Below are 19,591 nucleotides of genomic sequence, written 5' to 3'. Positions count from 1 at the left end.
GTGTGGGCCCTTTCCCCTCAGCTTTGTGCCGCTGTCGCGGCGTAGTCGGACAGGACCGCGCAGTCGCGCAGCTTCTTCAGGGCCCGGCTCGCCTGGCTCTTCACGGTGCCGGCTGAGCAACCGAGGATGTCCGCGGTCTCCTGCTCTCCCAGGCACTCCCAGTAGCGCAGCACGACGACGGCGCGTTGGCGGGGCGGGAGGGTGGCGAGCGCGGCGAGGAGTTCGGTGCGCATGTCGTAGCTGTCGTGGTCGTTGATGTGGCCGGCGTGTGTGCCCGGCTCGGTCAGGTGTGGGGTGAGGAAGTGGACGACCCGTCGTTTGCGCTGTCGCGTGGTGTTGTTGTTGATCAGCGCGCGCCGGATGTAACGGTCGGGCGCTCCGAGGGTGCGTATGTGATCCCAGCGCAGGTACACCTTGGCAAGTGTGGTCTGGACGAGATCCTCCGCCTCGTGGTGGTCGCCGTAGGTCAGCAGGTAGGCGAAGCGAAGCATCCACGACCAGCGGGCGGTCGCGTACGTCTCGAAGTCCCCCACGTCGACGTCCGCCTCGGGCGGGTTCTCCTTCCGGCCCGTTCTCATCCTGTCGGCCGCTTCCCGGTCCGCTCTGTCCGCAGCCTCTCGCCCAGAGGCGGCAGGCGTACAAGGGCTGGTCATACGCACATCCCGGCTTCCCCGTTTCCTTCATGTCGTGCTCCGCGCCCCGGTCGGTGAGCGCGAACTTCCGTAAATAACACCCCCGGAAGGGCGCGCGGGTTGCACGGGGCGGCGGGCGATCGCCGTTGCGGCTTCGGGGGCTTCGCCGATCGATATGTGTCTGCCGGGCCGCGCGGTCTGCCTCCAGCCGGGGGAGACCGGGCGCCTTGTACTCGCCGACTTGGGCGGGTGAGCGCGGTGGGGGCGGGTCCGCAGAAGCACTACGCGGTGCAGCAGCAGCCGGCCGCAGGCACCTGCCGCCACCGGTATCTGAAAGGTGAGCCGCTGGAGGCTCCGAAGTGCACGCCGGGCGCGGTGTCCCCGGCGGTCACGCAGGCGAATCTGAAGTCGACGATCTGCCGCACGGGCGGCTACACCTCGGGGGTGCGTCCGTCCGCGTATGTGACGGGCAAGGAGAAGAGGCTGAACGCCGCCTCGTACGGCTTCACGGGCAGTATGTCGGATGCCGAGTACGACCACCTGATCAGCCTGCAGCTGGGCGGAGATCCCAACGACTGCCGCAACTTGTGGGTGGAGCCGGCCGATCCCGGCCACAAGAAGGGCTCGGGGGTCAACAACGCGAAGGACCCGGTGGAGACGAAGCTGCACACCGCGGTCTGCAGGGGCCAGGTCTCCCTCGTGGCCGCGCGGAAGGCCATCTGACGGCGGCCGTGGCAAAGTCCAGATGTGCGGCCAGCCGAGTCCAGGCTGACGGTCACCGGAATTCCAGGTGGCCGGCCGTCTGACCAGTGGTGTTCCTGATCACTTCCTTAACTGGAGGAGACCCCTCCGACCGTTTGCTGGTGTTCCCACGCATCAGCCACCGGCCGGAGAGGTCCTGTGACGAAGTCTGACACGGAGATTATGGAAATCCTTGAGGCGTACGACCTGACCGGGACGGTCTGGTCTGCGGCGACCTTGACGGGGCACGACCCGAAGACGGTCAAGCGGTATGTCGAGGCCCGCAACGGCGGGCGCAATCCCTATGAGCGAGAGCCGCGGCCGAAGATGATTGACGCGTTCCTGGAGAAGGTCGAGGAGTGGGTCGAGCAGTCGAAGGCGACGATCCGCGCCGATGTGGTCCACGACAAGCTCGTGAAGATGGGCTACCGGGGCAGCGAACGCTCGACGAGACGGGCTGTGAACACGGCAAAGACCGTGTGGAAGGCGGGCAAGCGACGAACGTACCGCCCGTGGATTCCCGAGCCGGGCCGGTGGCTGCAGTTCGACTGGGGTGAGGGTCCGCGCATTGCGGGGCGTCGGACCTGGCTGTTCTGCGCATGGCTGTCCTGATCGCGGTTCCGGGTGGTGATCCCGGTCTGGGACTGCACGTTGGGTACTTTGGTGGCCTGTCTGGACACCACGCTCCGGCGGATCGGCGGGGCGCCGACGTATGTGCTGACCGGCAATGCGAAGACGGTGACCGTCGAGCACATCGCCGGGATTCCGGTGCGGCATCCGCAGATGGTCGCCGCGGGCCGGCATTACGGCTGCCAGGTGGTCAGTTGTGTGCCCTAGGACCCGGAATCGAAGGGCGGCGCGGAGGCCACAGTCCGCATCGCGAAGGCCGACCTGGTCCCCACGGATGCGAACCTGCTGGCCGCCTACGACACCTTCGCCGAGCTCGCCGATGCCTGCCTGACCTGGTGTGATGCGGTGAACTCCCGCCGTCACCGGGCGACCGGGCAGATACCCGTCGACCGCCTCGACATTGAACGCACCACGCTGCATGTCCTGCCCATCGAGCCGCTCGCGCTCGCACTGGGCGAGGAGAGACTGGTCGGCTCGGACCGCACCATCAGCTTCAACTCGGTGCGCTACTCGACCCCGCCGGGCTATACCGGCGCCAAGGTGTGGTGCCGGGTGGTCGGCGAGGAACTGTCCATCACCGCCCGCACCAACTCCGGTGACCTGTCGGAGATTTGGCGCCACCATCTCTCGACCCCGGGTGTTCCGCAGATCATCGACGCGCACTATCCCGACCATCCCGACGGCCGCAGCATCCACCAGCCGCGGCTGCGGCCCCGCTCGGAAGCGGAGATCGCGTTCGTGGGCATCGGCCCCGGAGCCGGGCGCTGGCTCAAGGAAGCCGGACCCGCCGGCGCCACCCGCATCCGCGCCAAGATGGCCTGCGCGGTCGAGCTCGCCACCGTCCTGGGCAACGACAAAGTCGACCAGGCCCTCGGCCTTGCAGCCACGGCCGGGCGCTTCGCCGACGACGACTTGCTCTCGATCCTGGGACACATCGCCGACAGCAAGCCCGCCGGCGAGGTCGTCCGCGCGGACGAGGCCCACTCCGTCCAGAACGGAACCATCGGCTGGCAAGCCCTGGGCCAGTAGGCAACGACTTCAAGGAAGTTGACTCACGACCCTGCGGTCAGTCGCCGACAAACCACAGATAACGGTGTGACCCCTGCTCGACTACCTGGCACAACTCGCGAGCCTGCCCGACCCAGTCACCGCCGCAAGCGGCCGGGAGCCCGTCGAGTTCCGCCAGCAGCAGCGACACCTGCCGATGGTTGAAGACCGCATCCCCATAGGGAATCAGGCCCCAGAGCATCGGGAACAGCCCCGGATTCAGATCACCGAAAGCGGAGGTCCACCGCAACCCGCCCTCGGCCCGGGCTATGACGTCGCCGCTGTCACCGCGTACCTGCATATCGATCACCCGTCGAGACTATCGGCGCCAATCCTGACCGACGAAGGAATTAACGACCATGACGTTTCCCCAGGCCCCGGCTCTGCCCGAGGAGCTCGACAAGCTCATGCGCCGCATGCGCCTGCCCTATATGCGCAAAGCGGCCCCGGACGTCCTGGCCACCGCCCGAGCCCAACGCTGGGACCCCGCCGAGGTGTTGCGGCTGCTGATATCCGAGGAGGTCACCGGCCGCGACGCCGCCACCCGGCGTCTTCGTCGCCACTCGGCGAACTTCCCCACCGTCAAGACCCTGGGCTCCTGGCGGGCCGAGGACTCCACCATCCCCGAACCCACCCAGAACTCCCTGATCACCCTCGAGTGGATCGGCCGCGAGAATCTGGTGATCGCCGGCCCGTCGGGGACAGGCAAGAGCCACTTCACCGAGGGCCTGGCCCAGGCCGCGATCGAAAACGATCTGCGGGTGTCCCGGTTCACCCTGGAGACGCTGAGCACCGCGATCGGCAAATCGAAGGTCGACGGGTCCACCGCACGGACCGTCGCCCGGATCTGCCGCGCGGACCTCATCGTCATCGACGACATCGGCCTGCTGCCCGTCGGGGAAGACGCCGCCGAGGCGTTCTACCGGATCATCGATGCCGCCTACGAACGCCGGTCCATCGCTGTGACCAGCAACATTCACCCCTCGAAAGCGCACATGTTCCGGCGAACCCGTGCCGGGCAGCGGCTGAACAGCACGGGTTCAAATTGGAGAGGTAGATCATCGAGCTGGACGTATCCTTCGTGCCGTGACGGCGATATACGTGCTCAACGGCACCCAGGTGAGGACGCTGGAAGACTTCTGGCGACTCATCGGCGAGGCGGTCAATGGCCCTGGAGGCTACTTCGGCAAGAACCTCGACGCCTTCGCTGACTGCCTCAGCGGCGGCTTCGGCAGCCCGACGATGACGACTAGGTTGTTGAATGGCGTGACCACCAGGCGTCTCGCGAGTATCTGGGCTATCCGGAGACGGCTCGCCAGCTGGAGATTCGCCTCTCACGGTGCCATCCCACGAACCGTCCTGCTGTCAGCGCGGATCTGGCTGCGGCGCATGCACAGCACGGGCTGACCGTCTTCGACTGGCTGATCACGATCTTCGAAGATCGTGCCCCTGGCGTCCTGCGGCTTCAGTGACCATCAATGCCTGGTCTTCACCGCTCCGGCAAGCATCGCGCACCAGGAGGAGGAAACAGTTGGGGACATCGATCTGTACGCAATCGGGGAGATGAGTCCGTACGCCGACAACGAGTTCCGGCAGCGACGCGGATGCTGCATGATCGAGCGGTGTTGATCGAATTGGTGAGGGGGGCAAAGTTTCCCGGAAGTGCTTGGCTGGCCGATGTCCGGACCTCGTTCGGTCACACCGCAGTCCGCTGGTGCGGGGACCGGGCCGCAGAGTGCGGCGAGTGCCACGTCGAGTGGACAATCGACGAGGACATCGTCTGGGGGCAGAACGCCAAGCCGGCCGTTGGAATCCCTGGGCTCCGGACTGGCGGGCACTGCGTGGTCCTGCGGGGACGGCTGAGCCTCACTGAGGACGGTGCCGCCGTTATGGACCTGGATGGCACGAATATCCTGCTGGACCTTGCTGATCCGCTGCCCGAGGATGTCGGCGACACGTGGGTCGAGCTCTTCATCGAGCGCGAGAAGGTCAGTCTCTACCCCTACGAACTCTGACGATGGATCAGGTTCTGTCCGTCTCCCACTGCGACAAGCGGGTCTCGTCGACGCGATCGGACAGATAGATCAAGGTGGCTTGCGGGTCCATGCCGAAGGCCGCAGCAACGAGTTTGGGGTCCATGGTGTTCACCAAGTCGAGCAGACGGGTACTGCGGATCATCCGTGGTGGGAATCCGCAGTCGTCAAGAACGTGGGAAAGATGGGCAGTTGAGGCCGGGCTGCGCCCGGCCTTTGTTCCTTTGGTGACCATGACGTGCGGCGCCTGGACCACGAGTTCGTGGTCGCGCTCAAGGAAGGCTTGTTCTCATTTGGCGTTGCAGCCTGGCTGTGCCACGGGCGCGATGCCGGTGCAGACCGGTCACCTCGTCCCGCACGATGTGTCGGGAGTTGATGGCAGACCGGGGGCTGTCCCCTAAATCCAGCACGGTTTCCTGGCGTTCACCGCCGTCGGTCACAGGGCGGTGGCGGCGCGGACCAGCCCCGCGACCGCCGTTGAGCGGCTGTGCCGGGGCCAGGCGATGACCGTGGTGACGTGGGGGGCGTCGGGGACCGGTACGACGGTGAGGTCCTCGCGCAGAACGGTGCGCCCCGACTCCGGCACGACCGCGCAGGCGCGGCCGAGGGCGATGAGCTGGGTGAGTTGGGTGTGGTCGCGCACCTGTGGCCCGGGGCCGTCCGGGAAGGTGCCGTCAGGGCGCGGCCAGCGGGGCAGGGGCAGGTCGGGAAGGTAGGTGACCTCGGCGAGCCGCACGTGGGTGCGGGCGCCGAGGGGGTGGCCCGCCGGGAGAATCGCGACCTGGCCCTCGGAGTACAGGTCCTCGGTGTCGAAGCCGGCCGTGTCGTCGAATGGCCGGTGCAGCAGGGCTACGTCGGCCCGGCCGTCGTGCAGGAACTGTGCCTGCTCGCCCGGCCCGCACAGCACGACGTCCACGGCGACCGCGCCGGGCTCGGCGGCATAAGCGTCGAGGAGTTTCGCCAGCAGTTCACCGGAGGCGCCCGCCTTCGCGGCCAGGACCACGGCGGGTCGGCCGGCCGCCGCGGGTGCGGCCCGGCGGGTGCGCCGTTCGGCGGCCTCGACGGCGTCCAGCGCCGCCCGCGCCTCCCGCAGCAGCACCGCCCCTGCCCCGGTCAGGGCGACACCCCGGCTGCCGCGCTCCAGCAGGAGCGTGCCCAGGCGCCGTTCGAGCCCGCCGATCGCCCGCGACAGCGGGGGCTGGGCGATCCCGAGCCGCTGAGCGGCCCGGCCGAAGTGCAGCTCTTCGGCGACCGCGACGAAGTACCGCAGCTCACGTGTCTCCACCCCGCCAGCCTAACCGCGACGGCCAGGAGCGATACCCGGGCGGTATCGCAGTCCACCCAGACGGTCTTGGACGCCCTGCCCGGCAGGGGAGAAGGATCGATGTCATGAGTGAAACGAACACCGTGAACCACCACAAGGTCGCGCTGGTGACCGGGGCCAACAAGGGCATCGGATACGAGATCGCAGCCGGGCTCGGAGCCCTCGGCTGGTCCGTCGGAATCGGCGCGCGGAACGAGGAGCGGCGCGAGGCCGCAGTGGACAAGCTGCGCGCGGCCGGAGCCGACGCGTTCGGCGTGCCCCTGGATGTGACCGACGACGCCAGCGTGACAGCGGCGGCCCGGCTGATGGAGGAACGGGCCGGGCGGCTCGACGCGCTCGTCAACAATGCGGGAATCACCGGCGGCGGACCCCAGGAGCCCACCACGGTCGACGTGAACCGGGTACGGGCGGCCGTGGAGACCAACGTGATCGGCGTCATCCGCGTCACCAACGCCCTGCTCCCTCTGCTGCGCCGCTCGCCGTCGCCGCGGATCGTGAACGTCTCCAGCAGCGTCGGCTCCCTCACACTCCAGACCACGCCTGGCGCCGAGACAGGCCCCATCTCCATCGCCTACGCTCCGTCGAAGACGTTCCTCAACGCCGTCACCGTGCAGTACGCCAAGGAACTGGCCGGCACCCACATCCTGATCAACGCCGTCTGCCCCGGCTTCACGGCGACCGACCTCAACGGCTTCCGGGGAGTGCGCACCCCCCAGCAGGGCGCAGCCGCCGCGATCCGGCTGGCCACCGTATCGGCCGACGGGCCCACGGGCCGCTTCTTCGACGATGAGGGAGAGGTGCCCTGGTGACGCGCTTCCGGTTCGCGCCCCCGGAGAGATGGCGCCTGCGCGTCCTTGTGACCGGCGCCGTCACGCTGTGCCGGTAAGGCCGTCGAGGCCGAGCCGTCGGCGGACCATGAGGTGAGGGACCGAAAGGCACCGAGCGTCCGTGACTTAGTACGCGGTGGCAGCCCGCACGGAGGTCAGGTGGGCGGCGGCCGTGGCCAGGGTGAGAGGTCGGTACCAGGCCGGGTAGTGACGGACCTGGTAGTGATCCAGGCCGGCTTCGTTCTTCGCGGCCTGGAAGCACTCCTCGATCGCCCGACGAGCGCCGGCGGCCCGCGCAATCTCCGCCGTCGCGGTACCCGCCGGCGTGTGGGTGAGGTAGCAGGCGCGCTCACCGTCGGCGCGGCTGCGGCGGATCAGTAGGGCGTCTTCGAAGCCGTCATCACTCGCCCCGGGCAGCGGGACCAGGGCCCAGGCGTATTCACGCAGACCGTGGGCACCCTCCCCGGCCGAGCGGATCTCCCGGGCGTGCTCCGGCAGGATCGCCGAATCGGTGCGGGCGTTCTGCCCGCGCGGCCCGCACCGGTGCTTGCAGGCGATCGCCAGCACGTAGCTCAGGCGCTGCCCGGTGTCGACGGTCAGCCGATTCGGCTCTGGCGATGATCACGTAATGGGTCAGGGTGTCAGGAGTATTCGGAGTCCGAGGAGGTCGAAGTTGGCTCTCCCGTAGCACTGGCGTTTGAGGGCTTCCAGGTTCAGCCGTCGGTGACCGCGGCCTGGTCGGAGCGGGGGCAGGGGGTCGCCGCGGGCCGAGGCGGCAGCCGTGTGGGCGCGGGGCTGGGACCCGACCGGCTCGCCGTCGGTCTCGCGCCCATGGGGGAAGTCAGGGGTGGGTGTGAAGAGGAGTATGGGGGTCGGAACATCAGGGTGAGGGGGAGGCCATGAGGTGGCTGGGATCGGTGCGGTGTCCGGTGGGAACGGCCGAGGAGGCGTGGGTCGAGGACAACATGGCCTGGCTGGCTGACCAGTTCGAGCCGGAGGTGCGGGCGGAGCGGACGGTGGAGCCGACGGCCGAGTTCTTCCCCGGGGCCTACGCCGGGTCGGACGAGGACATCCGGCGTACCGTGCGGCGGGTGTGCAAGCGGATGCGGGTGGACTACGGACGGCTGCTGGTAGAGGTGGAGCCGTACGACGACACCGAGCGGCAGACCTGGCTGAAGATGGGCCTGCAGTACCGCAGCGGCGGAGCCGTCGGGCACTACCGGCGCGAGGGCGGACGTCCGGTGGTGGCGATCAGTCAGCACCTGACCCGGCAGCCGATGGCGCTGGTGGCGACCATCGCGCACGAGCTGGGGCACGTGCTGCTCCTGGACGAGGGGCGGATCACCACCGCCCAGCGGCCCGACCACGAGCAGCTGACGGACCTGCTGACGGTCCACTTCGGGCTGGGGATCTTCAGTGCCAACGCGTCGTTCGACTTCACGCGGGACAGCAGCGGGTGGTCGCGGTCCCAGCTGGGTTACCTGAGCGAGGAGATCTACGGGTACGCGCTGGCGGTCTACGCCGCCGCGCGCGGCGAACAGCAGCCGCCGGAGTGGGCGCGGCACCTGGATACGAACCCCCGCGTCTACATGAAGCAGGGGTTGCGGTACCTGTCCCGGAAAACGCGACAGGTACGGAGTTGATGTCAGTGTTCACGGATTTCCGGGCTCTGGTGATGATCACGTGGAGTTGGCTGTTCAGCGCGCCCTGGCGCGATCGGCTCCGTGGAGCCCGAGAGGATGACCTGCGTGCCTATCTTCGAGTATTGAGCTGTTGTTGCCCCATCTGAGAGCTGTCAGTGTCGACCGGGTCGAGTCCGATGGGTTGCCGGTGGCGCTCTTTGTGCGGTCGTCCGCGCAGGTCGCGGGATGTTCGGGGTGCGGGGCGCAGTCGTCCCGGGTTCACGCGCGCTACCAGCGGATGCTGGCGGATGCGCCGTCGGCGGGGCGCAGGACGAGGGTAGTGGTGACGGTGCGCCGCTTGAAGTGCGCCAATCCTGCGTGCGCGCTGTCAACGTTCAGCGAGCAAGTCCCGCACCTGATAACGCCGTTCGCGCGGCGGACCCGGTGCTGACCGAGGCCCTGGTAACCATTGCGCTCGCGCTGGCCGGCCGGGCCGGCGCACGACTGGCCACGACGCTGGGCATGCCGTGCGGCCGCGACCTGCTCATGAAGATGATCCGCACGCTGCCAGCACCCGAGGTCCCGGCGGTGAAGGTACTAGGGGTCGACGACCTCGCGATTCGCCGCCGTCACACCTACAACACCATCCTGATCGATATGGCCACGCACCGGCCAATCGACGTCCTGCCGGATCGAGAGGCCGCCACGGTGGCTGCCTGGCTGGTCGAGCACCCGGGCGTCGAGGTCGTATGCCGTGATCGCGCAGGTGCGTATGCCGAGGGTGCCCGCACCGGCGCGCCGGACGCCATCCAGGTGGCAGACCGCTTTCATTCATGGCAGAACCTGTGCGAAGCGGTCGGGAAGACCGTGAACTCCCACTACCACTGCCTCCGCGTCCAGGCCGAGTGGGCCACACCGGAACCGGAGCCGACCCCGGAACCCGTGCCGGCGGCGGTCCTCGCGCCGGAGCCCGCGCTGCCACCGCGCCCGGAGCGGCGACTGGCTATCCGCACCCGCGAGCGCTTCGAGGCGGTGCAGAGCCGCTTGGCGGCTGGCATGTCACGGGCGGCAGTAGGCCGTGAGCTGAACCCGGACCAGCAGACCGTCCGCCGGTTCGCCGACGCCACCACGCCGGCGGAACTGCTGGTGAAGTGCGAGAACCGCGTGACTAAGCTCGACAGCTACCGCGAGCAGGTCCACGCGTTGTGGAACGCCGGCGTCACCGATGCCGCGGTGATCACCGAGCGGATCAGGCCGCTGGGGTTCACCGGCAGCGTGCAGATCGTGCGCCGCTGCCTGCGCGCATTCCGAATACCCGGAACCAGTCGCAGCCGTCCCGATCCGGTCCGAAGGCGGGCGACCCCGTCAGGCCCGATGATTCCCAAGCCCCGGAAGATCAGCCGCTGGATCCTCAGCCACCCCGACCACCTGGATCACGACGAGACCCTGGAGATCAAAGACCTCCTCACACGGTGCGAGCATCTGCACCGCCTGGACGGCCACGCTCGCTCCTTCGCCGCCATCGTGACCGGCAGACGCGGCACCGAAATCACCGACTGGATCGAGCGCGTCGAGGCTGACGACCTGCCCGCACTCCACACCTTCGCCACCGGACTACGCCGCGACCTGGCCGCAGTCACCAACGGCCTGAGCCTGGAACACAACTCCGGCGCCGTGGAGGGAGCAGTCACACGAGCCAAGGCCCTCAAACGCCAGTGCTACGGGAGAGCCAACCTCGACCTCCTCGGACTCCGAATACTCCTGACACCCTGACCCATCACGTGATCATCGCCAGAGCCGAATTACGCGATCGTCCACACCATCGCCGTTCATGGAGCCCGGCCGCCCACACACCGACACCCGCCCCTTCCCGGACGTCGCCGACCGCGGGCCGCCGGCACCGCGTGCTCGCCATCCTCGCCGCCGAGCCCGGCACGGGCGCGAACTCGCACGCATGCTGGGCATCACCAACCTGAACAGCTTCTGCGTTCAACTGTCCCAATGGTCAAGCGAGGGCATCATCCGCAAGACGGGGCGCGCTCTCTACACCCTCGCAGGCCATGCCTCTATGCCCTTGACCAGCGCGGACACCGCTCAACTACGCGGCATTGCCTGCGGACCACACGGACCCCGGCCCGGTGACGGACTGGCGCCGGGTAGGACCCTGACCCGAACCCCGCCCTCGGAACGCGAGCTCGGCCTGCGCCCTCTTCATGTGCGACCACATACCTTCGACCGGTTGAATCCACAACGGAGGGTTCTTTGATGGACAGCCACATCGTGCAGGTGAAGATCCACCCCGCCATCGGTGTCGCCCGGGTCGGCAACAGCGCAGAGGCACCTTTCATCGGCCCGGAATCACCGGACCAGAAACCAGCGGACGCAGGCTCCTACAAGGACGCTTCCGGGGCGATACGGAGGCAGGCCGCACGATTCCGTGTGTACGGCTACAACGCCGCCGGGGAGGTCGTACGGGAACTGAAGCCGGGCAGCGAGGGTGTCACCGAGATCCAGTGGACAGTGCATCTGGCCAACAAGAAGGCCGCCTGGTATCAGTTCCATCTGGCGCTGGACATCCCCGAGGGCAAGACGCTCACGGCAGAGCAGTACGGCCGACGCAACGCCGACGTCGTGGGCGCCGACAGGAAGAAGCTGGTCAACGATCCCGGCAGCCGCACCGTTCGCGGCTCGAAGACCGAGACGCAGAAGTTCGACACCGGAAAGGTCATGGACAAGGCGGTGTACCTCGGCGAGATCTCCACCCGTTCCGACGGCCGCCTGGTGGTGCTCGGCGGCCGGGGAAACTCCGCCTCCTACCAGAACAAGCCGATCACCGGGGTCACCAACAACGACACCTGGTACGACGACGTGTCCGACGGCCCGGTGACAGCGAAGGTCACAATCGGCGGCCAGGATCTGACCGCCGTCCCGGCCTGGGTCGTGGTGGGACCTCCGCACTACGCCCCCGGCGTGAAGTCCGTCCGTACCCTCTACGACCTGCTCTTCGACGTATTCGTCCAGGCCGGTTCGCTGACCCGACCGCAGCAGATCTCGTTCGCCGACCACATCGAGCCGATATTCCGCAGGTTCTGCGATCTGCAGTGGGTCAACCACGGTTTCGCGACCCAGTTCGGCTGGAACGGTCCCAACTTCTTCCTCTCCCCGACGATGCGCAAGAGACTCGCCGATCCGTCCAACCGAACCCGGGAACTGCGCCGCCAGGTGTACGCCTCCTTGCGCGACTACGACCGTGACGGAAAGTCCCCGCTGCCGTGGCCGTGGCTCTACGGCGACGCCATGGCCAGCAAGCCCAAGTCCGTGCTTCAGCACCTGGCGCTGTCGCCGACCCAGGACTGGATGCTGCAGCGTTGGGCGGACGGGGCGTTCGTGGCCGGACCCTTGCAGCAGCCGCGCCCCACGGTCGACGACGCCCCGGCCGCCGAGCAGCCGGGGCTGCTGGACCGGGCGGCCCTGGAGGGCTGCGCCGCCGACGCGTTCCACCCGGGGATCGAGGTCACCTGGCCGATCAGGCACGCGAGCATGTTCAGCGCCCCCTTCCGCATCCGGCACCGCGCCCCCGCCACCGCGGAACCCGACTACGGACCCACCCTGCTGCCGGACGAGGCGGTCTCCGCCACTGGCCCCCTCCAGGCACAGGGCCCCGGAGACCTCACCCGCTGGATGGCCGCCCCCTGGCAGGCGGACACCGCGAGCTGCCGCTCCGGCTACGAGGTGCTGGCCAACCTGGGGCCCCGGTACAGCCCGTACCTGCCGACCTTCTGGCCTGCCCAGGTACCCAACCATGTGCTCAAGCTGGAGGACTTCGAGAAGGTCAACACGCCGTCGGCCGGGAGCGACGACAGCGCCCGGGAGGAGGCGTTCGAGCGGCGGGCGACCTGGCTGCGCGGACTCACCGGCACCATGAACGAGCAGCGCACCCAGATGATCAAGGACTGGTTCAAACTCGGCGTCGTCGAGGTGCGCGACTACACCGTGGGCGACGGGAAGTTCCCCGAACGGATCCTGGTGGAGTCGCGCCCGGCACAACCGCTCGCTCAGGCACCGGACAGGGCGAACCTCGTCAACGTGCAGGTGCCCGAGGTGGGTCCGCACGTGTTGGCCGCGGCGGCAGGCCGCTCGCCCGAGGGAATGCTCGCCCCCGAAGCCGTCGAGGCCGAGTCGGCGGCACGGGCGGTCGGCGAAGCGGCCAGGGCGACCGGCTACCGCGAGGAGGAGATCACCGCCGGATACCTCGAGAAACTCGACCCCTTCCGCGACGCGCGGTGAGCGCCGCCCTCGCTCTCGGCGCGGACACCTACGACGTCGTGGTGGCGGGCGGCGGCCCGGCCGGCTGTGCCGCCGCGCTCATGCTTGCCCGGGCGGGCCGTACGGTCCTGCTGGCGGACGCCGGCACCGGGCCGCCCAAGGTCGGCGAGACGCTCGTACCCGCCGGGCGGGTCCTGCTCGGCGACCTCGGCATAGCCGACCGCGTTCTCGACTCCGGACACCTGCCCTGCTACGGCAGTCTTTCGGCGTGGGGTTCGGCCGAACTGCACGCCGTCGACTTCATCAACGACCCGCACGGCCATGGCTGGCACCTCGACCGACGGCTGTTCGACCAGCGACTGCGCGATGCCTCCCGCGCGGCCGGGGCGGAGGTCGCCGAGGGCACGGCCGTACGCGAAACGGTGCGGACGCCGGACAGCGGCTGGACCTTGGTCCTGCGCGGCGGCACGGGCCCTGCCGGTAGCGGGTCCGATACCGGGCCGGGGTCCGGGTCCGATACCGGGCCGGGGCCCGGGTCCGAGGCCGGTTCCGGGTCCGGGGGCGGGTCCGCAGGCGGAGGCGGGTCCGGGTCCGCGTCCGGTGGCGAGCGTACGGTGCGCTGCCGCTGGGTGATCGACGCCACCGGCCGCGCCGCCGCGATAGCGGTCCGGTGCGGGGCCCGGCGGCGGGTCCGGGACCGGCTCACAGCCCTGTACGTGCCCCTGGAAGCGGACCCGCTGGACACCGACCGCCGCTCCCTCGTCGAGTCCGACGAGGACGGCTGGTGGTACACCGCCCCGCAGCCCTCCGGCGGGCGCCTGGTCGCCTACTTCACCGACACCGACCTGCCGGCCGCCACCCACACCGCACGCCACTTCCACCGACGGATGTCGGCTACCCGCCACGTGTCCCGATGGGTCCACCGGGACGGGCCCCCGCCCACGTCACCCACCGCGCCCCGCCGGGCCGCCGCGCACACGGCGCACCTGGACCGGGTGTACGGAGACGGCTGGACCGCCGCCGGTGACGCGGCGGTCGCCTTCGACCCGCTCTCCTCCCAGGGCGTGCTGACCGCCCTCTACACCGGGCTGAGCGCGGGCCTGGCCGTCGACGCCCGCCTGAGTGGCGTTCCTCACGGCGCGGACTCGTCCCTCGGCGCCTACGCGGACCAGGTCGCGGCCGCACGGAGCGCATATCTGCGCGGCCACCGTGTCATCCACGCCCAAGAGGCCCGCTGGACCGACCGCTCCTTCTGGGCGCGGCGCCTGGCCGACGTGCCCTGACAGCCTCGGCCGGTGCGACCTGGACTGCTCAGGCGCACCGGCCTGATCTTGATTCTGTCGGGTTGTGTCCTGAACGCGAAGAGGAGCTTTATGTAGGAGAGCTTCGCGATGTGATGCTGTGCGGGAAGAGGGTGTGTCAATTTAACGGCCCTGTCTCACATTCGGTGGTGACGGAAAGTCATGAAGGTCGTTGACACTCGCGTGAAGAATGTCAACGAGCTCGTGCAGACGGTGTTTTCGGGTCTTTCCCCGCTGGTCATAGAGGATGTGGCCGACGAGGGCGAGCGTGCGGGCACGGACTCCGCGGGGCACCGCGGTATGTCCGGTGTGCGGGGTGTCGTCGGGGCGGGTGCACGGATCTCACCTGCGGACGGTGGCCGACGTGCCGGTCGACGGACGGCGGGTGGTGGTGCGGGTGCGGGTGCGCCGCTTGGTGTGTCCCACGCGCGGCTGCCGGCAGACCTTCCGCGAGCAGGTGCTCGGGGTGCTGGAGCGTTACCAGCGACGCACGGCCCGTCTGACCAGGCAAGTCATGGCTGTGGTCAAGGAGTTAGCGGGTCGGGCGGGGTCACGTGTGCTGGCGATACTCGCGGCGGGCCTGTCTCGTCACACGGCCCTGCGCGCCCTGTTGCGCATCCCGTTGCCGACCGGGCGGACGCCCCGCGTGATCGGCGTCGACGACTTCGCTCTGCGCCGGCGGCACCGCTGTGCCACCGTGGTGATCGACGCCGAGACCCATGAGCGGATCGATGTGCTGCCCGACCGCACCGCCGACACGCTGGAAGCGTGGCTGCGCGACCATCCGGGCGTCGAGGTCGTGTGCCGTGACGGCTCCGCGACGTATGCCGAGGCCATCCGGCGTGCCCTGCCCGACGCGGTGCAGGTCGCGGACAGATGGCATCTGTGGCACAACCTGTGCGAAGCCGCCCTGAGCGAGGTGACGGCACACAGCATCTGCTGGGCCGCCGTGCTGGACGCGCCCCTGTACGACGGGCCCCGCGCACACGACCCTGGAACGCTGGCACCAGGTCCACGGTCTACTCGACCAGGGCGTGGGCCTGATCGAGTGCGCCCGCCGCCTGTAGCTGGCCCTGAACACCGTCAAACGCTACGCGCGAGCCGACCGGCCCGAGCGGATGCTCCGCGTCCCCAAGTACCGTGCCAGCCTCGTCGACCCCTACCGTGAGCACCTGCGTAAACGCCGGGCCGAAGACGCCGCAGTCCCCGTCAAGCACCTCTTCGAAGAGATCAAGGCCTCGGCTTTACCGGCTGCCTCAACCTCCTGCACAAGGACATCAACCAGGGCCGCGCGGACGCTGACCGCAGCCACATCTCCCCGCGCCGGCTCGCCCGGATGATCCTCACCAGGCCCGACAACCTCAAGGCCGAGCATCGCGATCTGCTGGCCCGGATCACCGCAGCCTGCCCCTAGATGACCCAACTGGCCGCCGTCATCGGAGACTTCGCCGAGCTCCTGATGCCTTGCGCAGAAAATGCCGACGCACTCTCGCGCTGGATCGTCCAGGTCCGCGCAGTCGATCTGCCTCACCTGCACGCTTTCACCCAAGGCCTGGAGCGGGACCTCGACGCCGTGATCGCCGCGCTCACGCTTCCGTACAGCAATGGCGCCACCGAGGGCGTCAACGCCAAGACCAAACGGATCGCGCGCCAGATGCACGGACGAGCAGGCTTCACCCTCCTCCGCCACCGCATCCTCCTCGGGTAGCGTCACCCTCCGTCACCACCGTATGTGAGGCAGGGCCGTTAAATATTTACACTCCCGCCAGGCGAACGACCGGGGCCCCGGTCTTCGTATCGGATGAGGTCAGGACCGTGACCTCGGGATCTGTCGGGCGCGTGCGGGCAGCGGCAGGACGGCGGCGCCCTGGCGCAGGGCGTCGTTTTCGAGCGAGAGCTGCCGGATGGCCTCTTCATACAGAGCCAGGGTGCGCCGCAGGTCCGTGTTCTCCTGCCGCAGCCGCTGCAGGTTCGCCTCCCTGCGGTCGCTGGTCTTCGTCGCGGGCGGCGCGGGGGTGGCGACGCGGGGCCGGAAGTTGGTGTCGATCAGGTCGTTGTAGTGGTGGTGGAAGGTGGCGTGCGGGATGCCGAGGTGGCGTTCGACGGCGGTGACGGTGGGGCGGCGTCAGGTGGAGGCGGCTTGGTCGACGACATGATCGTTGGCGGCTTTGACGGCGTCGGTGTCGGGCAGGGCACGTTTCACGGCGAGGGCTCCGGGGCGTGTCGGGTCAGGAAGGCGGCCCGGTCTCGCGGCGTTGATCTTCGAGGCGGTGGCGGACGTAGGGGCGAGGCGCTCGCCGTCGGCGAGGGTGACGTCCAAGGCGGCGAGGTGGCCGGTGAGTGCGTGGTGGTTGGCTGGGGTGAGGGCGGCGTTGCGGCAGACCAGTGGCCGGCAGTCGGCCATGACGGGTGTCTGGGCCGGGCTGGAGGGTGTGCGACACAGGGTCCGGTCGGGGGTGGGCTGCGGGCGCTGCCGCTCTCGTGCCTTGCGTGCACGAGAGCCGCGTCGGGTGACTCAGCGGTGGGCGGCGCGGTTCATCTCGACGACGTCGTCGACGGTGGGGTTGGCCGGGAGGGCGGCGAAGCGTTCCGGGAGGCTGTCGCGGATGGCCGCGTCCTTGACGCGGTCGGCCGCGGCCAGAGCCGCCGGCAGTTCGTCGAGGGTCAGTTCGGTGCAGTAGGCAGGGCTGTTCGGCTGCTGGCGCCAGGAGTCGGCCAGAGTGCCGGTGTCGTAGGGGTCGAAGCCGGTGTCGTCCACCAGGCTCATGGCCACCTTCCGCGCCTTGCCGGAGTCGCCGGCGACGGGGATGGCGAGGCGGCCGGGCGTTCCGGCCGGAACACCCTTGGTCCGCTGGGTCTCGGCCAGCGCGGCGTTCCACGCCTTGACCACGGGGCGGCCGAGCAGCTCGGCGGTGTACACGCTCTCCACCTGGCCGTTGTCCACCGCTGCGATCGGCTCGCTGAGCATGCCGGGGTAGTAGTTCGAGGTGTCGATGACCACCGTCTCGTCGGGTACCGACGCGAACAGGTCTGCCAGCTTCCCTGCCACTCCGAACGGGATCGACAGGATGATGACGTCCCGGCCCAGGACGGCGTCGGAGAGGTCCGCCGCGCGAGCCCCGGACTCCAGCACCTCGGCCCGGACGGCCTCGGGGCCGCGGGCATCGGCCACCTGGACGTCGTGCCCGGCCGTGCTGAGCTTGGCAGCGAGGTTCCCGCCGATGGCACCGGCGCCTATGACGGTAATTTTCATGATTTGTTCCTTAGAGGGTTGTGCCGCCCCTGAGGGCGGCGCGAGGTGATGGCTGTGTGGTGGTGCCGCCTGGCGTTGCGGGCGTCGGGGCGGGGTGACTGGCGGTTTACGCCTGGGTGTCCTGCTGGCGGTAGCCGCTCGCGATGAGCGTACGGAGCCGGTTGAGCGGCTCCTCCTCGGTGCCGGTGCCCTTGATCCAGGCAACGGAGCAGGCCGCGAGGAACAGGTCGTGCCCCCGAACCGACGCGCGCACGCGCCCCGCGAGCTGGGCGGCTCGCACGTACTGATCGGTGGCGGAGATGAGGATGTCGCAGGGAATCGTGAGCGGGTTGTCCGGCTCCTGTGCCCGGGCTGCGGCCATGAGCGGGTCGGGCAGACCGCTGTAGGCGCTGAGGTACTCCTCGATCGCCCGCAGCCACTGCTCCAGCGCCTCGGCCGGGTCGCCGAGTTGCTCGATGTCCGCCTGGCGGGCCACGAGTTCCTCGGAGCGGGTCTGCAGCACGGCCGCCAGCAGTGCCTCCCGGGTGGGGAAGTGGCGGTACAGGGTGGCGGGCCCGACGCCCGCCTCCTTGGCCACCGCCTCAAGGGAGGTGCCGACCCCGTGCTGCAAGAAGTGACGCTGCGCGGTCTCCAGGAGGGCCGCGCGGTTGCGCTGGACGTCCGCACGGGGCTTGCGTCCCCGCTGTTCACCGGCGTTCATGCACCCTCCTGCCTGCCGTGATCCTGCGGCCGCATCAAAACGGATGCTGCCTCCGTACTTGGTCGAGAGTAAAACGGAGGCAGCGTCCGGTCAAATGGGCGGCGTGAGTGCGGAGCCCGGACATCGCAGGAAGTCGACGCATTTGGCCGTAGAGCGCGGGGTGAAATCCATGCAGACTGCACCATTCCAGGGTGTCCTTGTCCGGCCCCTCCCGCGCCGAGCCCGGCCCGTCCCCCGGTTCAGGACGTCAGGGGGTGAACTGTTGGTGCCCTATGACGGAGAGCAGTTCGAGTTTGCTGTGGCTCTCCGTGCCGGGGCGGGTGGTGAGCACCACCAGGGTCTGGGCGCGGTTCTCGGTGTACAGGAGCTGGGGGTCGACGTCGATGCGGCCGAGTTGGGGATGGAGGAGGGTCTTGCAGTCGCCGTAGCGCGCGACCTCCTGGAGTTCCCACATGCGGACGAACTCGGGGCTGTGTTCCTGGAGTTCGGCGAGGATCCGGGCGGCTCGGGGAGTGTCGCTGCCGGCGGTCAGCGCGGCCCGCAGGCGTGCCGCCTGGGCGCGGCCGTGGCGTTCGTGGGTCTCCTCGGGAAACACCAGCCTCTCGGCTGGGTCCATGAACCAGCGGTAGTAGCCGCTACTGGCCAGACCGGTGTGGCGGGTCTGGTCGCCGAGCAGCGCGACGGCCAGCGGGTTCATCGCGAGAGTGTCGACCAGGTCCGTCGTCACCAGGGCCGGGGAGTCGTCCAGGCGGTCCAGGACCCGCAGCAGCGTCGGGCTGACATGCTCCGAGCGCAGGAAGCGGGCCGGGGCGTTGTGGCCGATGAGGACGAAGAGATGGTCACTTTCGTCCAGGGTCAGCCGCAATGCCCGGGCGAGGGCGGTGGTGATCTGGACGGAGGGCTGGGGTGCGCGTTGCTGCTCCAGGCGGGCGTAGTAGTCGGTGGACATGCCGGCGAGGTGGGCGACCTCCTCGCGGCGCAGCCCCTGCGTACGCCTGCGTGACCCCTCGGCCAGGCCGACGTCACGCGGGCGCAGCGCCTCACGCCGGTGGCGCAGGAATTCCGCCAGTTCCTTCTTGTCCATGCCCACCATCCTCGCCGCATCCCGCCCGGCTATCCAGAGACCGCCGATCCATGGCTGAGCCCTCCTCTTCTGCTCGCGCGAAGCCGCTCGTACGGCCGACGCGAGGGCGCGTGCAGCGATGTTCGGTGTGT

The 19,591-nt window shown here is 69.1% G+C and carries 18 protein-coding genes and 3 pseudogenes; 12 read left to right on the top strand and 9 right to left on the bottom strand.

Features of this window, described 5'->3' with window-relative positions; translation table 11 throughout:
- Positions 1 to 17: 17 nt before the first annotated feature.
- Entirely contained in the window at positions 18 to 578 is a 561-nt protein-coding gene (locus ACFXC1_RS42080) for a SigE family RNA polymerase sigma factor (RefSeq protein WP_381253219.1), read from the bottom strand.
- A gap of 303 nt (positions 579 to 881) precedes the next feature.
- On the opposite strand from ACFXC1_RS42080, the gene ACFXC1_RS42075 reads away from it, so the two are divergent.
- Both ACFXC1_RS42075 and istA read left to right on the top strand, forming a co-directional pair.
- Complete coding sequence (locus ACFXC1_RS42075) at positions 882 to 1,355, top strand: hypothetical protein (RefSeq protein WP_381253216.1); 474 nt, start codon at positions 882 to 884, stop codon at positions 1,353 to 1,355.
- Between the two features lie 201 nt (positions 1,356 to 1,556).
- Positions 1,557 to 3,032: pseudogene (istA, locus tag ACFXC1_RS42070) on the top strand (IS21 family transposase).
- A 37-nt stretch (positions 3,033 to 3,069) separates the two neighbouring features.
- On the opposite strand, the gene ACFXC1_RS42065 reads toward istA, so the two are convergent.
- Entirely contained in the window at positions 3,070 to 3,351 is a 282-nt protein-coding gene (locus ACFXC1_RS42065; RefSeq protein WP_381253352.1) for a hypothetical protein, read from the bottom strand.
- Positions 3,352 to 3,457: 106 nt separating this feature from the next.
- Here ACFXC1_RS42065 and ACFXC1_RS42060 point away from each other — a divergent pair, with 106 nt between their 5' ends.
- The 3 genes from ACFXC1_RS42060 to ACFXC1_RS42050 all read left to right on the top strand — a co-directional run bounded on the left by ACFXC1_RS42060 (position 3,458) and on the right by ACFXC1_RS42050 (position 5,065).
- Positions 3,458 to 4,261 carry an ATP-binding protein gene (locus tag ACFXC1_RS42060; RefSeq protein WP_381253214.1) on the top strand — a complete coding sequence of 268 codons (804 nt, stop codon included), beginning with the start codon at positions 3,458 to 3,460 and terminating at the stop codon, positions 4,259 to 4,261.
- Positions 4,152 to 4,457, top strand: a complete 306-nt coding sequence (locus ACFXC1_RS42055) for a barstar family protein (RefSeq protein WP_381253211.1) — start codon at positions 4,152 to 4,154, stop codon at positions 4,455 to 4,457. Before ACFXC1_RS42060 ends, ACFXC1_RS42055 begins: the two co-directional genes overlap by 110 nt.
- A gap of 215 nt (positions 4,458 to 4,672) precedes the next feature.
- Positions 4,673 to 5,065 (top strand): hypothetical protein, encoded by a 393-nt coding sequence (locus tag ACFXC1_RS42050; RefSeq protein WP_381253208.1) that lies wholly within the window; start codon positions 4,673 to 4,675, stop codon positions 5,063 to 5,065.
- A gap of 7 nt (positions 5,066 to 5,072) precedes the next feature.
- Here the strand turns inward: ACFXC1_RS42050 and ACFXC1_RS42045 are convergent, their stop codons facing one another.
- Both ACFXC1_RS42045 and ACFXC1_RS42040 read right to left on the bottom strand, forming a co-directional pair.
- Positions 5,073 to 5,339, bottom strand: a complete 267-nt coding sequence (locus tag ACFXC1_RS42045; protein ID WP_381253205.1) for a hypothetical protein — start codon at positions 5,337 to 5,339, stop codon at positions 5,073 to 5,075.
- A 180-nt stretch (positions 5,340 to 5,519) separates the two neighbouring features.
- Complete coding sequence (locus tag ACFXC1_RS42040; protein ID WP_381253202.1) at positions 5,520 to 6,368, bottom strand: LysR family transcriptional regulator; 849 nt, start codon at positions 6,366 to 6,368, stop codon at positions 5,520 to 5,522.
- Between the two features lie 104 nt (positions 6,369 to 6,472).
- On the opposite strand from ACFXC1_RS42040, the gene ACFXC1_RS42035 reads away from it, so the two are divergent.
- Positions 6,473 to 7,216, top strand: coding sequence for an SDR family oxidoreductase (locus tag ACFXC1_RS42035; protein ID WP_381253200.1), 744 nt, complete (start codon positions 6,473 to 6,475; stop codon positions 7,214 to 7,216).
- 144 nt (positions 7,217 to 7,360) lie between these two features.
- Here ACFXC1_RS42035 and ACFXC1_RS42030 read toward each other — a convergent pair.
- A pseudogene (locus ACFXC1_RS42030) lies at positions 7,361 to 7,819 on the bottom strand (IS701 family transposase); the annotation flags it as partial.
- 314 nt (positions 7,820 to 8,133) lie between these two features.
- Between ACFXC1_RS42030 and ACFXC1_RS42025 the strand changes: the two are divergent.
- The 6 genes and pseudogenes from ACFXC1_RS42025 to ACFXC1_RS42000 all read left to right on the top strand — a co-directional run bounded on the left by ACFXC1_RS42025 (position 8,134) and on the right by ACFXC1_RS42000 (position 16,131).
- Entirely contained in the window at positions 8,134 to 8,877 is a 744-nt protein-coding gene (locus ACFXC1_RS42025; RefSeq protein ID WP_381253194.1) for a hypothetical protein, read from the top strand.
- 187 nt (positions 8,878 to 9,064) lie between these two features.
- Positions 9,065 to 9,307, top strand: coding sequence for a transposase family protein (locus ACFXC1_RS42020; RefSeq protein ID WP_381253349.1), 243 nt, complete (start codon positions 9,065 to 9,067; stop codon positions 9,305 to 9,307).
- The gene (locus ACFXC1_RS42015; protein WP_381253192.1) at positions 9,220 to 10,629 is read left to right on the top strand and encodes an ISL3 family transposase; all 1,410 of its coding nucleotides are present in this window, start codon (positions 9,220 to 9,222) and stop codon (positions 10,627 to 10,629) included. The genes ACFXC1_RS42020 and ACFXC1_RS42015 overlap by 88 nt, the downstream gene beginning before the upstream one ends.
- A gap of 492 nt (positions 10,630 to 11,121) precedes the next feature.
- Positions 11,122 to 13,143 (top strand): LodA/GoxA family CTQ-dependent oxidase, encoded by a 2,022-nt coding sequence (locus tag ACFXC1_RS42010; RefSeq protein ID WP_381253189.1) that lies wholly within the window; start codon positions 11,122 to 11,124, stop codon positions 13,141 to 13,143.
- The gene (locus tag ACFXC1_RS42005) at positions 13,140 to 14,405 is read left to right on the top strand and encodes an NAD(P)/FAD-dependent oxidoreductase (protein WP_381253187.1); all 1,266 of its coding nucleotides are present in this window, start codon (positions 13,140 to 13,142) and stop codon (positions 14,403 to 14,405) included. The genes ACFXC1_RS42010 and ACFXC1_RS42005 overlap by 4 nt, the downstream gene beginning before the upstream one ends.
- A gap of 180 nt (positions 14,406 to 14,585) precedes the next feature.
- A pseudogene (locus ACFXC1_RS42000) lies at positions 14,586 to 16,131 on the top strand (ISL3 family transposase).
- A 417-nt stretch (positions 16,132 to 16,548) separates the two neighbouring features.
- Here ACFXC1_RS42000 and ACFXC1_RS41995 read toward each other — a convergent pair.
- The 4 genes from ACFXC1_RS41995 to ACFXC1_RS41980 form a co-directional block, all read right to left on the bottom strand.
- A complete protein-coding gene (locus ACFXC1_RS41995) occupies positions 16,549 to 16,827 on the bottom strand; it encodes a hypothetical protein (protein WP_381253184.1) in 279 nt (92 codons plus the stop codon).
- Between the two features lie 111 nt (positions 16,828 to 16,938).
- Entirely contained in the window at positions 16,939 to 17,676 is a 738-nt protein-coding gene (locus ACFXC1_RS41990) for an NADPH-dependent F420 reductase (protein WP_381253181.1), read from the bottom strand.
- A 106-nt stretch (positions 17,677 to 17,782) separates the two neighbouring features.
- The gene (locus ACFXC1_RS41985) at positions 17,783 to 18,376 is read right to left on the bottom strand and encodes a TetR/AcrR family transcriptional regulator (protein ID WP_381253178.1); all 594 of its coding nucleotides are present in this window, start codon (positions 18,374 to 18,376) and stop codon (positions 17,783 to 17,785) included.
- Positions 18,377 to 18,623: 247 nt separating this feature from the next.
- The gene (locus ACFXC1_RS41980; protein ID WP_381253175.1) at positions 18,624 to 19,460 is read right to left on the bottom strand and encodes a helix-turn-helix transcriptional regulator; all 837 of its coding nucleotides are present in this window, start codon (positions 19,458 to 19,460) and stop codon (positions 18,624 to 18,626) included.
- Positions 19,461 to 19,591 lie beyond the last annotated feature (131 nt).

Origin of the sequence: Streptomyces hokutonensis, from assembly GCF_042751305.1 — a bacterium.
GTDB lineage: Bacteria > Actinomycetota > Actinomycetes > Streptomycetales > Streptomycetaceae > Streptomyces > Streptomyces hokutonensis_A.
This window is presented reverse-complemented; position numbering and strand designations above follow the sequence as displayed.